Source organism: Deinococcus sp. Leaf326, assembly GCF_001424185.1.
Classification (GTDB): domain Bacteria; phylum Deinococcota; class Deinococci; order Deinococcales; family Deinococcaceae; genus Deinococcus.
Genome location: NZ_LMOM01000065.1, coordinates 217602 through 230711 on the forward strand (window position 1 = coordinate 217602; position 13110 = coordinate 230711).

14 protein-coding genes are annotated in these 13110 nt (G+C 69.0%); 8 read left to right on the forward strand and 6 right to left on the reverse strand.

Going from position 1 to position 13110, the window contains the following annotated elements:
- Positions 1 to 222 precede the first annotated feature (222 nt).
- The gene (locus ASF71_RS17965) at positions 223 to 1143 is read right to left on the reverse strand and encodes a heme o synthase (protein WP_056302566.1); all 921 of its coding nucleotides are present in this window, start codon (positions 1141 to 1143) and stop codon (positions 223 to 225) included.
- The gene (locus ASF71_RS17970; RefSeq protein ID WP_056302568.1) at positions 1140 to 2135 is read right to left on the reverse strand and encodes a heme A synthase; all 996 of its coding nucleotides are present in this window, start codon (positions 2133 to 2135) and stop codon (positions 1140 to 1142) included. Before ASF71_RS17970 ends, ASF71_RS17965 begins: the two co-directional genes overlap by 4 nt.
- 179 nt (positions 2136 to 2314) lie before the next feature.
- On the opposite strand from ASF71_RS17970, the gene ASF71_RS17975 reads away from it, so the two are divergent.
- A complete protein-coding gene (locus ASF71_RS17975; RefSeq protein WP_056302570.1) occupies positions 2315 to 2791 on the forward strand; it encodes a DUF420 domain-containing protein in 477 nt (158 codons plus the stop codon).
- Positions 2792 to 2850: 59 nt separating this feature from the next.
- On the opposite strand, the gene ASF71_RS25365 is transcribed toward ASF71_RS17975, so the two are convergent.
- Positions 2851 to 3309, reverse strand: a complete 459-nt coding sequence (locus tag ASF71_RS25365) for a hypothetical protein (RefSeq protein WP_235514600.1) — start codon at positions 3307 to 3309, stop codon at positions 2851 to 2853.
- On the opposite strand from ASF71_RS25365, the gene panB reads away from it, so the two are divergent.
- The gene (gene panB, locus ASF71_RS17985; protein WP_056302573.1) at positions 3308 to 4138 is read left to right on the forward strand and encodes a 3-methyl-2-oxobutanoate hydroxymethyltransferase; all 831 of its coding nucleotides are present in this window, start codon (positions 3308 to 3310) and stop codon (positions 4136 to 4138) included. The genes ASF71_RS25365 and panB overlap by 2 nt on opposite strands.
- 271 nt (positions 4139 to 4409) lie before the next feature.
- On the opposite strand, the gene ASF71_RS17990 is transcribed toward panB, so the two are convergent.
- Together ASF71_RS17990 and ASF71_RS17995 are read right to left on the reverse strand one after the other, a co-directional pair.
- Entirely contained in the window at positions 4410 to 5870 is a 1461-nt protein-coding gene (locus tag ASF71_RS17990; RefSeq protein ID WP_056302577.1) for an ATP-binding protein, read from the reverse strand.
- An 89-nt stretch (positions 5871 to 5959) separates the two neighbouring features.
- Positions 5960 to 6457 carry a hypothetical protein gene (locus tag ASF71_RS17995; RefSeq protein ID WP_056302579.1) on the reverse strand — a complete coding sequence of 166 codons (498 nt, stop codon included), beginning with the start codon at positions 6455 to 6457 and terminating at the stop codon, positions 5960 to 5962.
- A gap of 70 nt (positions 6458 to 6527) precedes the next feature.
- On the opposite strand from ASF71_RS17995, the gene ASF71_RS18000 reads away from it, so the two are divergent.
- Positions 6528 to 6866: a hypothetical protein gene (locus tag ASF71_RS18000; RefSeq protein ID WP_156372944.1), complete on the forward strand. Its 339-nt coding sequence runs from the start codon at positions 6528 to 6530 to the stop codon at positions 6864 to 6866.
- A 72-nt stretch (positions 6867 to 6938) separates the two neighbouring features.
- Complete coding sequence (locus tag ASF71_RS18005) at positions 6939 to 7433, forward strand: hypothetical protein (protein ID WP_056302583.1); 495 nt, start codon at positions 6939 to 6941, stop codon at positions 7431 to 7433.
- 73 nt (positions 7434 to 7506) lie between these two features.
- Here the strand turns inward: ASF71_RS18005 and ASF71_RS18010 are convergent, their stop codons facing one another.
- On the reverse strand, positions 7507 to 8892 hold the full coding sequence (locus ASF71_RS18010) for a dienelactone hydrolase (protein WP_056302585.1): 1386 nt from the start codon (positions 8890 to 8892) through the stop codon (positions 7507 to 7509).
- 85 nt (positions 8893 to 8977) lie between these two features.
- On the opposite strand from ASF71_RS18010, the gene gatB reads away from it, so the two are divergent.
- From gatB to mltG, 4 genes are read left to right on the forward strand one after another with little or no spacing between them, the layout of a single operon-like run.
- Complete coding sequence (gene gatB, locus ASF71_RS18015; RefSeq protein WP_056302587.1) at positions 8978 to 10396, forward strand: Asp-tRNA(Asn)/Glu-tRNA(Gln) amidotransferase subunit GatB; 1419 nt, start codon at positions 8978 to 8980, stop codon at positions 10394 to 10396.
- On the forward strand, positions 10393 to 11058 hold the full coding sequence (locus tag ASF71_RS18020; RefSeq protein WP_235514601.1) for a hypothetical protein: 666 nt from the start codon (positions 10393 to 10395) through the stop codon (positions 11056 to 11058). The genes gatB and ASF71_RS18020 overlap by 4 nt, the downstream gene beginning before the upstream one ends.
- A gap of 60 nt (positions 11059 to 11118) precedes the next feature.
- Positions 11119 to 12078 carry a carbohydrate kinase family protein gene (locus tag ASF71_RS18025; protein WP_056302589.1) on the forward strand — a complete coding sequence of 320 codons (960 nt, stop codon included), beginning with the start codon at positions 11119 to 11121 and terminating at the stop codon, positions 12076 to 12078.
- A complete protein-coding gene (mltG, locus tag ASF71_RS18030; protein ID WP_056302591.1) occupies positions 12075 to 13103 on the forward strand; it encodes an endolytic transglycosylase MltG in 1029 nt (342 codons plus the stop codon). Before ASF71_RS18025 ends, mltG begins: the two co-directional genes overlap by 4 nt.
- Positions 13104 to 13110 lie beyond the last annotated feature (7 nt).

Sequence of the window (13110 nt, forward strand, 5' to 3'; positions counted from 1 at the left end):
AGCGAAATGCGCGCCGCCCAGACCCCCCGGCGGAGTCTGCGGTGTGAGCACGCGGGCCGAACACTCGACCGACCGGTCAGGCACACCCCCCATGAGAGCAGCTTGAGGGGTGGGCAAGTGTCCCCCGCCGCCTCTCACCCCTCCGGCACACACCCCGGTCCGGCGCACGAAAAACGGCCCCCGGAGGGACCGCCACATGGGAAGTCTGAAGGAGACCGGCGATCAGCTCAACAGGCCCCGATCCACGGCCCCGGCCACGAACAGCAGGGCGAGGTAGAGCATGGAGTAGAGGTACAGCGGCACGGCAACCCGGCGCTCGACCGCCTGCCCACCCATGACGTGCCGATAGAGGCGCCATGAGAGCACCAGCAGCCACGCCCCCAGGGCTACCGCGCTGACGAAGTACAGCAGTCCAACCTCGCCGAAGAACACCGGCATGACCGACAGCACGACCGTATAGATGGCGTACAGCCCGATCTGGGCCACCGTCAGGCGGTCGCCGTGGACCACCGGCAGCATGGGAATGCCGACCTCGCGGTATTCGTCCTTGATCATCAGGGCCAGGGCCCAGAAGTGCACCGGGGTCCAGAAGAAGATGATGGCGAACAGGTACCAGGCGAACAGGTTGAGGTCACCGGTCACGGCCGCCCAGCCCACCAGCGGCGGGAAGCAGCCGGCCGCGCCCCCCAGCACGATGTTGTGCCAGGTGTTCCGCTTGAGCCACATCGTGTAGACGACCACGTAGGTCACGAAGCCCGCGAGACTCATCCAGGCGGCCAGGGGCGAGGCCCAGACCCACAGAGCAAGGAAGGACAGCACCTGGAGGGCCGCGCCGAACAGGCCCGCGTCACGGGTGCTGATGAGGCCGCTGGAGGTCGGGCGGTTGGCGGTGCGCTTCATCTTGAGGTCGATGTCGCGGTCGATGATCATGTTGAACACGCCCGCCGACCCCGCCGAGGCGTATCCCGCCAGAGTGACGACCACGAGCAGCCCCAGCCCCGGCCAGCCGCGCGCCGCCATGAACATGGCCGCGACGGTGGTCCAGAGCAGCAGACTGATGACCTTGGGCTTGGTCAGGGCGAGGTAGTCGCGCCAGGTGGCGCGCGCGGGCCGGACCGCCGCCACCGGAGCTTCGGCGGTCATGCGGCCCCCCGCAGCGGCGCGGGCGCGGGGCGCGCCGCCTTCAGGCCGGTCAGGGCGGCGTAGCTGAGCATCACGGTCACGAGCCACATGATGCACGCCAGCAGCAGGTGCGTGAGCTGAAGCCAGCCCGGCGCCTTGAGCGCGATGTTGGCGAAGCCCGCGAGCATCTGGAGGCCCAGCATGGTCCACAGCGCTGCGCTCCAGCGCGAGACCTGTGCGCCAGGCCGCTCACGGCGCAGCCACGCGGCCAGCCACGCGAGGTACGCACTTGTCAGGATGGCCAGCATGGGATGGATGACCCGCAGGTTCTGAATGAGGTTCACAGCGCCCAGGTCGCCGCGTACGGTCTGGACCGGGGTGCTGCCGTCAGCCGGCAGGAACAGCAGATCGCCCAGAGCCGTCACCGCGCCCGCCATCCCCAGCACGAGCAGCAGCGCCAGCCCTACGCCCACAAGTGCGCCGCTCTGGCCCTGCCCGCGCAGCCGCAGCCGGGGACCGCCCGACGCCCACAGCGCCGTGAGCAGCAGCGCGCCCAGCAGCAGGAAGGTGTTGGCGAGGTGAACCCCCTGCACGATGCCGCGCGCCGGGTCGGTGCTCGTGGCGGTCAGGCCGAGGAGCACCTGCACGCCGCCGACTAGGCCCTCCAGAATGATCAGGCCTAGGCTCAGCAGGGCGCCAAAGCGGGCCGGATGCCCCTTGGCCGTGCCCACGAAGGCGAGCGCCACCAGCCCGATGGCGAGCAGGCCGCTGGCCCCGCTGGTCAGGCGGTGGCTGAATTCGATGACCGTATGCAGGGTCGGGCTCTGGGGCACAACCACGCCGTTACACAGCGGCCAGTGCTCGCCGCAGCCGGCCCCCGCACCCGTGATGCGCACGACCGCGCCCCACAAGATCACCAGCACGTTGTAGATCAGGGCCGCCCAGGCCACCCGTGGCAGCCACACGCCCGCACCCGCGCCCACGCGCCCGGTGGCCTTCAGCGTTCCGCTCAAGCTCGTTCACCTTCCTCTGCGTTCCGGGCCACTTCTTCTATAAAGGGCCACGCCATTGACAGGGCATTGTACCTGCCCCCCAGGCCGGTAAATTGTCCCCCCTGTCCCGGTGGGCCTCTTTTGTCGGGCGCGTGGGCCGGACACCTGCCCCGGTACCTGCGCCCTAGACTGGCCGGGATATGGCCGAAACCATCAACCAGTGGGCCGTCATCACCATCGTGCTGAGCGGCATCGCCCTGGTGATCGGCGTCTATTTCATCCGTACCGGCAACCGCGAGGCGCACATGCGCGCCATGATCACGGCCAGCACGCTGGCGACCATCTTTCTCGTGCTGTACCTCACCCGCCTGGGCCTGGGCTACGAGAAGAAATATATCGGGCCCTACCGGGGCGCCTACTTCGCGCTGCTCATCAGCCACATCATCCTGGCCGCCGCCAACCTGCCGCTGGCCCTGGGCGCCCTGTGGAACGCCTGGAAGGGTCTGAAGGCCGCCGGCAATCTGGGGAATATCTCGGCCCCCGTCGCCGCCACATACTTCCGCCGTCACCGCGCCTGGGTCCGCTGGACGGTGCCGGTGTGGCTGTACGTCGCCGTGACGGGCTGGATCATCTACCTGCTGCTCAGGAGCTACGGCGAAGTGATCAAGGGGGGCTGAGCCGCTACGCCGGGGAACGTAGCCGGCAGAAGTCGAGGCCCCCGAGCTGACGAACAGGTCTAATTAAAATCGGGGCTGACGTGTGCCGCCGCTACGATGATCTTTCGCTTGAACTCTGAATATCTCTTTTCGGTCAGCCGTCTGACGCGTATGCTCCTGAAAAACTCGTTGACCTCGGCAAGGGTGATGTTTTCACTCTCTAGGCGTTTGATTTCCTTGGAAAGGCAGACTAGGTTATCGAAAACTTTCAGCCTGATCATCTGGCTCAAGATTCCGCCGAGGTCCTCGAAATCGTAAGCGTCGTTGAACCAGGTCGTCATGAAGTTTTCCAGGTCGGGATAATCGTCCGCCAACATTCCTGCATCGTCCCACGGCCGATCTCGAAGTGGTGGACTGCTCAACCGTGGTGCGCGTCGCGCCCAAAGACTCGCCGACCGGTCGGCGGCTTCTGCCGCACCTCCGACAGTGAGGCAGGCCGTTCCACGGAGCGCAACTTCTGGGTGATACCCTCGCCGCATGTCCCCTAGCAAGCGCAGCGTGCCCGAGCTGATGGCCTCGGCTGACCCTCTGGTAATGGTCACGGCCTACGACTACCCCGGCGGCCGGCATGCCGAGGCGGCGGGCGTGGACCTGATCCTAGTGGGCGACAGCCTGGGCAACGTGGTGCTGGGCTACGACAGCACGGCCCCCGTGACCCTGGCCGACATGATCCACCACGGCAGGGCCGTGCGCCGCGGCGCGCCGAACACCTTTCTGGTCGTGGACCTGCCCTTCGGGACGTACCACACCGGAGTCCACGACGCGATGCGCCACGCCGTCCGCGTCATCCAGGAGACGGGGGCCGACGCCCTAAAGCTGGAAGGCTCGACGCCCGAGGTACTGGACGTGGTCGGCACGCTGACCCGCAACGGCATTCCGGTGATGGGTCACGTCGGCCTGATGCCTCAGACCGCCACCGCGCAGGGCGGTTTGACCGTGCAGGGCAAGGACGACGCCTCAGCGCGCCGCACCCTGGACGGCGCGCTGGCCCTGCAAGACGCCGGGGCCTTTTCCGCCGTGCTCGAGGCGATACCGGCGCGGCTGGCCCGCCTCATCACCGAGCGGCTGACCATTCCGACCATCGGTATCGGGGCGGGGGTGCACTGCCGGGGGCAGGTACTCGTCACGCACGACCTGCTGGGCGTGTACGAGGGCGAGCACAAGAAGATCGCCAAGCGCTATGCCGAGGTCGGACAGGTCTCGCGCGAGGCTATCGCGGCGTATGCAGCCGAGGTCCGGGGGCGGACCTTCCCGGCCAAGGAGAACAGCTTCGTGATGAAGGATGACGTGCTGGACAAGTTGTACTGAGCAGGATTGACGCTTCTGGTTCCCCAACCCCCTATCCCTGAGGGACAGGGGAGCCAGGCGCTGCGCTCGGCAAGAGTCGTACCGGAAGTCGGCGGAGCGGCTCTGTTCTGCGGCGTCGGCTCCGTTCGGGGTCACCCTCAGCCCGTTTGGAATGGCCCGAGCTTTCGCCGCCTCTACGAGTCGCACCCGACAAGCCTTTCCGCCTTCCCCACTCCCCACATCCCACAACCAAAAAAGGGAGCCGCACAGGCTCCCCTCTTTTTTCCTTTTCTCAGTTCCAGCGGCCGCCGCGCTGCTGGCGGGTTTCGGGCTCAGGGGCGGCGTACAGTTCCTCGGCGCGCGAGAGCTTCTTGCGGCCGTACAGACCTTCGAGGATGAACTCGGCGGCACTGACGCGCACGGCGTCGTCGCTGCTGTTCGCCACCTGCTCGGCGAAATCGCTCAAGCCCGGCACCTCGCGGGTGGCCTTGAGCGCCGCCGCAGCGTCGCCGCCCTGCGGGAAGCGGAAGACATTACCGCCCTCGAACCACTTCTCCAGCTCGCGGGTGTCGGCCGAACCGTGATTGCGCGCGTACACGGCCCCGGCCGCCTTGCGGATCACGTCCTTGGCGACCTGATCGGCGCCCTTAAGTTCGCCCTCGTATTCCAGCTCCATCTTGCCCGTGATCGCGGGCAGGCCGGCGTATACGTCGCTGACGCGCACGACCGGAGCGTCGCCCGACACCAGCGAGCGGCGCTCGGCGTTGGCGCTCGCCACTTCCATCAGGGAAATGGGCAGGCGCTGCGACACGCCCGAGAGCTTGTCCACGCGGCCGTCCTCGCGGGCCTGGAAGGCGATCTCCTCGATGAGTTCAGCAATGAAGTCCGGCACCACGACCGCCTCGTCACGCACGGCTTCCTGGGCCGTGATGTTCATGCCGAGGCGCACGTCGGTGGGGTAGTGGGTGCGGATCTCGCTGCCGATGCGGTCCTTGAGGGGCGTGACGATCTTGCCGCGCGCCGTGTAGTCCTCGGGGTTGGCCGAGAAGACGAGCATCACGTCGAGTTCCAGGCGCACGGGGTAGCCCTTGATCTGCACGTCGCCTTCCTGAAGGATGTTGAACAGCGCGACCTGCACCTTGGGCGAGAGGTCGGCAAGTTCGTTCACCGAGAAGATGCCCCGGTTGGCGCGCGGCAACAGCCCGAAGTGCATGGAGCGCACGTCGCCCAGGCTGGTGCCCAGGCGGGCGGCCTTGATGGGGTCCACGTCGCCCACGAGGTCGGCCACCGTCACGTCGGGCGTGGCGAGCTTCTCGACGTAGCGGTCAGCGCGCGGCAACCAGCGAATGGGCAGCTCCAGCCCGTGCGTTTCGAGCAAGTGACGGCCCTCGGCGCCCACCGGGTTCAGGGGATCGTCAGGCATGTCCACGCCGTCGATGACCGGTACCACGTCGTCGAGCAGACCGGTGATGGCCCGCAGGATACGGCTCTTGGCCTGACCGCGCAGGCCCAGCAGAATGAAGTTCTGGCGGGCCAGCAGCGCGTTGACGAGCTGGGGGATGACGGTGTCGTCGTAGCCGACCACGCCGGGGAACAGGTCCTCGCCCGCGCGCAGTTTGCGGGTCAGGTTTTCACGGACCTCGTCCTGCACGAGGCGAACTCGGCCGTCGAAGGGCTGACGGCCCACGTATCCCGGCGTCTGGAGCAGCTCGCCGAGCGTCTTTGCAAAAGTGGCTTCGCTCTGGGCAGTCATGTTGGGCGGAAAGTAGCACGCGCTCCGGCGGGGGAATGTGCGGCAGACAGAGATGCGGGGAAGTGTGGGCCGGGGGCGTCTCCCGCCGCCTACCCGCCCGAAGCGTTGCTCGCCGCCGAGGCCTGCTGGTCGTCTTCGAGCACCTTGTAGGCGCACACCGCCGCGAGCGCCGCGACCTCGGTGGGGGTATCCCCTACCTCCAGCTCGACGTCCTTGCCCTCGAAGGTCCCGCCGATACGCCCCCGCAGGCGGCCCCGGTTCAGGGTCAGGTCCACGTCCTTGCCGTCCAGCCGCCCGGAAAAGCGCCCCCTGACCCGGCCGGCGGCCAGGGTCAGCTCCACGTCGTCGCCGTCGAAGCGGCCCCCCAGACGCACCTGCACCCGCGCCGGCCCCAGGTCACCCGCAGCGTCAAACCCGTGAACATGGCCGCCGACGCGCCCGTCTACCCGCCCACCTCCGCAGCCCAGCCGGATGTCCTTGCCCTGGATGTGGCCGCCGATGCGCCCGGAGAGCCGCTCGCCGTCCCAGTGGGCGTCCAGGTCGTAGCCGTGCACCGCGCCGCCGATCCTTCCCGTCAGGTCACTCATGCCCCCAGGTACGGGGGCCGGAGCGCCGGGGTTGCGGGAACGTCCACCCGGCCGTTCACGTACCCCTGACATGAGTGCTCCGTCTCCCCTCGTTGCGTCCACACCTCTCCTCCTGACGGCCGGGCTGGTGGGTCTATTGACCCTCCTGGGCCTGACCGGGGTCCTGGAACCCGCGCAGGCCGTGAAGTTCGGCCAGTACGCCCTGATGTTCGGCTGGCTGTGGCTGCTCGCCGAGCGCAAGATGCCGACCCGCTGGGGCTTCATGCTGAGCCTGGGCTGGGTACTGGGGGTCATGGGGGCGGCGCAGGCCCTCGGCGGCGCCCTGCCGGCAGGGCTGGGCAGCCTGGGGGCCGTCTCGGCTCTGGCGGCCCTGTGGGCCTTCACGCGAGTACCCGTGCACACGACCTGACCGGCGGGGCGTCTCAACGCGCCTGCATGTTCTTCCCAGAGGTCACATGCGGCGCGCCGTTACGGTGCTTCTGTGCGCCCTCTGCTGATGACCGCCCTGATGCTCCTGCCCCTCGCCGCGCTGTCCACGGCGGGCGCCGCCGACCTGAACTGCTCCGGGACCATCTCGGGCCGTACGGTCAACAGCGACGTGAAGGTGCGGCCGGGCGCGACCTGCACACTGACCAACGTGCGCGTCAACGGCGACGTGGAGGTCGGGCGCGGCTCCAGCGTGACCCTCACCAACTCGCAGGTGGAGGGCAACGTGGAATCCGAGGACGGCTTTGGCCGCATCACTCTGAACGGCAGTGTGGTCGCGGGCGATGTGGAGGCCGAACGCGGCGGCGCAGTCAGCCTGTCTAACACCCGGGTGGCAGGTGACGTCGAACTGGAACGCAACCGGGGCGCCCTGAGCCTGAACCGCGTGACCGTACAGGGCGACCTCAAGTGCGAGGCCAACGCGGCGGTCCCACGCGGCGCCAACAACCGCGTGCAGGGCAACCGCGAGGGCCAGTGCGCCCGGCTGTGAGGCCCTGATCCACACAGCGAGAAGGGGAAGGAGAGCGGCGGTGGCCCTCTCCTTCCCCTTCTCGCTCCGCCATTTATTTGGGCATGAGCTTATGCAGTTCGATCCCCAGGGCCGTGCGGTTGGGGAATCCGGGCCAGTAGGTATCGTCCGGCTTGAGGCTGCCGTCGGCGTTGCGGCTGTATTTGCCGTCCTGCGCGACCGGAACCTTCACGTCGAGATACGTGGCGCGGTCGGCCATCCCCTTGAGTTTCAGGTCCAGGAAGGCCGTCACGAAATGCATGTTCAGGTCGTTGAGGCGGGCGGAGTCCCACGCGGGTTCGGCGTAGCGCATGAACTCGTCGAAGTTCACGTAGCTCGCGTCGGGAGCCCGGTTGGGAGCGGAGTTGTGCCGGGCGTTCTGGTAGGTCAGGAGGTAGCGTTCGCTGTTCACGGCGTTCTCGAATAGCGACTTGACGCCGCCCTCATAGCCGGCCACGTCGTCGTGATCGCCCACAATGAACAGCGAGGGCACCTTCAGGCCCGCCAGGCCCGCCGCGTCCCAGAAGCCAAAGGGCGCGCCGAAGTTGACCCCGATGGATTTCACGGCCGCGTCGCCGCCCCAGGGCGCGAAGGCCACCATCGCCTTGAAGCGCGGGTCCACCGTGTAGGCGCCGGTCTGACGCACGGCCAGGGCGTTCTGCGGCACCAGCGGCATGATCTGCGGCGCGAAGCCCGCACCCAGCGTGTTGAGCGCGCCGTAGCCGCCCATGCTGTAGCCCACCAGGCCCACGTTGTCGGTGTTGACCAGGCCGCTCAGGAAGCTGCCGCTGTCCGGCGCGCCGAGTCTGCTCAGCTCGCCCAGCACGAAGTTGTCGTCGAGCGGACGGTTGAGCAGCGTGCTCGCAAAGGCGCCCCGGTCGGCATGGGTGCTGTCGGTGTGGTCGATAGCCGCCACCACGTAGCCCTTGCTGGCCAGGTTCTCGCCGAGGTAGCTCAGGAGATACCGGCTGCCGGGGTAGCCGTGCGACACGATCACCAGCGGGTACCCGCCCTGGGGCGCGCCCAGGGTGCGGGTGGGGGCGCTCCGCGTGGCGCGGCCCTGAAAAGTGAAGGGCACGACTGGGCGCTTGGGGTCGCCGGGGCCGCTGCCCAGCACCTCCTGGTAGGTGACCCGCCCGGCGCCGCTGGGGCCGGGGGCCGGATACCAGATTTCGGCCGTCAACGGGCGGTCGTAGCGGGGAATGGCCCCTTCCTTGGGAGCGTTGACGATGTCGAGCTGACCGGGATTGACCATCTGGATGGTCTGCACGCCCACGGCGTAGGCGCCGCGCGCGCTCAGGGCCGGGGCGTCGGGACGGGGATCACCAAGCATGCCGGACAGTTTGGGGGACATGGGCGCGGCAGGCATCGCCTGGGCAGCGGCGCCGGACGCGGCGCCCAGGAGAGCAAGGCAGACCAACAGGGAAGCAGAACGGATCATGGGTAGACCTCCAGCAGAACTCTCGGGTTGTAATGCCTGAGCAGCATACCCGCTCAGGTGACGGCGCAGCAGTATTCTCTGTGTCATGGCGTATCAGGCGGTCATCGGCTTAGAGGTTCACCTGCAACTCAGGACGCGCACCAAGATCTTCAGCGCGTGCCCGGCCGACTATCACGGCGCAGAACCCAATACCTTCACCGACCCCTTCACCCTGGGGCTGCCCGGCGCCCTGCCCACGCTGAACCGGGGGGCGGTCGAGCTGGCGATGATGTTCGGGCTGGGCCTGAGCTGCGACGTGTCGGGATTCACGCAGTTTCACCGCAAGAACTACTTCTATCCCGACGCCCCCAAGAACTTCCAGCTCTCGCAGTACGACCGCCCCATCGCGCGCGACGGCCATCTGGACGTAGACGGCGAACGCATCCGGATCAAGCGCGCCCACCTAGAGGACGACGCGGGCAAGCTCATGCACCCCACCTACGCGCCCTACAGCCTGCTGGACCTCAACCGCGCCGGGTCGGCCCTGATCGAGATGGTCACCGAGGCCGACATCGTGAGTGCCGAGCAGGCCCGCGCCTTTCTGGAAAGCGTGCAGGCCATCGCGCAGGCGCTGGGGGTCAGTGACGCCACGCCCGAGGAAGGCAAGATGCGCTGCGACGTGAACATCAGCGTCCACAAGCCCGGCGAGCCGTGGGGCACGAAGGTCGAGGTCAAGAACCTCAACTCGTTCCGCAGCGTGGCGCGCGCCATCGAATACGAGACGGCACGTCAGGCCCGCGTGCTCGACGGCGGCGGCCGTATCACCCAGGACACGCTGGGCTGGGACGAGGGCGGCCAGAAGACCTTCCTGATGCGCACCAAGGAGGGCGAGGCCGACTACCGCTACTTTCCCGAGCCCGATCTGCCCCCGCTGGACATCACGCCCGAATGGATCGAGCAGGTGCGCGCGCGGATGCCCGAACTGCCCGCCCAGAAACGCGGGCGCTACCTCGCGGCCGGCGTCCGCGCCGCCGACGCCGGGGTACTGAGCCACGACGTGGCCCTCTCCCGCTTCTACGACGAGGCGCTGGGCAGCTCTCCGGCACCCGACGCCCAGAAACTCGCCAACTGGCTGCTAACTAACGTGACGGGCGCCCTGGCCGCGCAGGAGCAGACGCTCGCGCAGACCAGCCTCAAGCCGGCCCACCTCGCCTCCCTGGTGCGCCTGATCGACGCGGACACCATCGGCGGCCGCGTCGCCAAGGACCTGTTGGGCGACGTCATGGAAGGCCACGACCCCGAGACGCTCGTGCAGGAGCGGGGGCTGGGGGTCGTGACCGACACGGCCGCCATTGACGCGGCCATCGACGCCGCCATGGCCGCTGACCCTACCACCGTCGAGAAGGTGCGTGGCGGCAACGCCAAGGCCCTGAACGCGCTGTTCGGCCCGGTCATGAAGGCGACCGGGGGGCAGGCCAGGCCCGATGTGGTGCGTGCCCGCCTCCAGGCCAAGCTGGGGCTGTGACCCTGCGCCTCCCCCCCCAGACATGGCGCACGGCCGCGCTGGGGGCACTGTGGGTGCAGGTCGCCGCGCTGCTCTTCACAGCCGCCTACGCGCTGTGGCGAGACCCGCGCGGCCCCGACGGCTGGCTGGGCGGTCTGGAGGCGCTGCTGGCCGCCCTGGCGCTGGCGTGGTGGACCGCGCTGCTGGGCCGGCTGCTGCGCGGCGAGACCATGGGTCCCGGCGACGGCGTCCGGCGCGCCCTGAATCTCACCTTTCCCTGGCTGACTGCCCTGAGGCTGGCGCTGTGGGGCACGCTGGGACTGGGGCTGTTGGCCGGAATCGCGCCCGAGGCGAACCCGGTGGCCCTGACAGTCCTGATGACAGTGTGGTTCGGAGCAATCCTCAGCAGCAACGCCGTGTTCGGCACCCTGACCCGGCTCTCGGCCGAGCCCGGCGACCACCTGCTGCGGCGGCGCTTCCAGGACTGGCTCAACCTCTCGGCGGCGCTGGCGGTCGGCATGACGGTCCTCAACGTGGTGCCCATCCGGGGCTTCTCGGGAACGCCCGAACTCGGCACGCAGCTCGTGTACGGCGTGGGCGGCCTCCTCGACGTCCTGGCGACTGTCCTGGCCCTGCGCGCAGTGATGGCGACCGCGCCGGAAGGGACGGCGCCCAAAGCCTGAGCGGCCCTCCGGTGGGGGGGCCGCCCTGTGGCGGGGGCCGCGCTATCCTGCACGGCAGTCATGCATTCTCCTTCCTCTTCGGCCGCGCCCCTGGTGGCCCTGGGCGACCTCGCCTGGGACGTGCTCGCCAAACCCGACACCATGCTGCTGCCCGGCGGAGACACCACTGGGCGGCTGGAGCTGCTGGGCGGCGGCAGCGCGGCCAACCTCGCGGTGTGGGCGCGGCGCACCGGCCACCCGGCCGCCTTCGTGGGCAAGGTGGGACGCGACCGCTTCGGCGAACTGGCGACCGCCGAGCTTCAGGCCGAGGACGTGCACACCGCCCTGGTCCTTAGTGACGAGCACCCGACCGGCGTGATCCTGGCGCTGATTGACCGCCGGGGCCAGCGCGCCATGCTCACCGGACAGGGCGCCGACTGGGAACTGCGGCCCGAGGAACTGCCCGGCGAGGTCATCTCGGGCGCGCGGCACCTGCATCTCACGGCCTGGAGCCTCTTCCGCGACCCGCCCCGCGCGGCGGCCCTGGCGGCGGCCCGGCTGGCCCAGGACGCCGGGGCCACCCTGAGCCTGGACCCCGGCAGCTTCCAGATGATCCAGCAGCTCGGGCGCGAGACCTTCCTGGCCGTGGTGGACGGCGTGCCCTTCGGCGTGCTGTTCCCCAACAAGGACGAGGCTCTGGCGATGAGTGGCGAGGCCACACCCGAGGGCGCCCTGGTCTGGCTGCGCGCGCGTTATCCGGAGGCGCTCGTGGTCCTGAAGCTCGATGAGGACGGCGCCCTGCTCGAAGGGCCGGACACCCCGCGGACCCACGTCCCGGCCACGCGCGACGAGCTCGTGGACGCGACCGGCGCCGGAGACGCGTTCGGCGGCGCCTTCCTGGCCGAGTGGCTGGCCCACGGCGACGCGGTGCGGGCCGCGCGCCGGGCGGTACAGGTGGGCGGCTGGGTGGTGTCGCGTTTCGGGGCGAGGCCCCCTGCCGACGCCGCTCTGCGCGAGCGGCTCGCGGCGGTGGAGGCGTGAGCCGTCTGGGCCGCCGGGGCACCCCGGCCTGGGTCAAGGTGCTGCTCGCCCTGTTCGTACTGCTCATCATCGCGGCGGCCGCGGCCTTTTTCTACGCGCGCAGCCTGCTGGGGCCGGCGGGCGGCGCGGCGTACACGCTGGAGGTCAAACCCGGCGACACGGTGGGGGCGGTCGCCCGCAAGCTCGAAGCCCAGGGCATCGTGAAAAACGCCCGGGTGCTGCGGCTGGTCATGGACCGCAACGGCACGGCCGGCAGCCTGAAAGAAGGCCTGTACGAACTGAACGGCCAGATGAGCGTGCAGGCGGTCGCCGAGAAACTGGCCGGCCCGGCCCTCATTCCGACCGTGGACGTGACTATTCCCGAGGGCCGGCGCCTCAAGGACCTGCCGGCCATCTTCGAGAAGGCGGGCTTCAGCGCGCAGGGCATCCGCGCGGCGCTGAACGACGCTTCCCTGAGCGAGTACGCCAGCGGCAAGCAGAAGAACCTCGAAGGCTTCGTATTCCCGGCGACCTACGAGTTCCGGCCCGCTGAGGCGCCCAAGGAGATCGTCGAGGAGATGGTGGGGCGCATGAACACCGAGTTCACGCCTGCCAACGTCGCCAAGGCCAAGGCCCTGAACCTGAGCGTGCGCGACTGGGTCATCCTGGCGAGCATGGTGCAGGCCGAGGCCGCGAACGACGGCGAGATGCCGGTCATTGCGGGCGTGTTCGTCAACCGCCTGCGCGACGGTATCGCTCTGGGCAGCGACCCCACCGTGGCCTACGGTCTGGGCAAGGACCTGCCGGACCTCGACCGCAGCGCCGGAGACTTCACGAAGGACACGCCCTACAGCACCTACACGCGCATGGGCCTGCCCGCCGGACCGATCAACAACCCCGGCCAGGCGGCGCTTCTGAGTGTCATCAACCCCAAACGCACCATGAACGACGGCCGCGACGCGCTGTACTTCCTGCACGCGGGCGGCAAGATCTACGTGAACCACACCTACGCCGAGCACCTGAGCGACAACGCCCGCTACCGCTGAGGTCGTC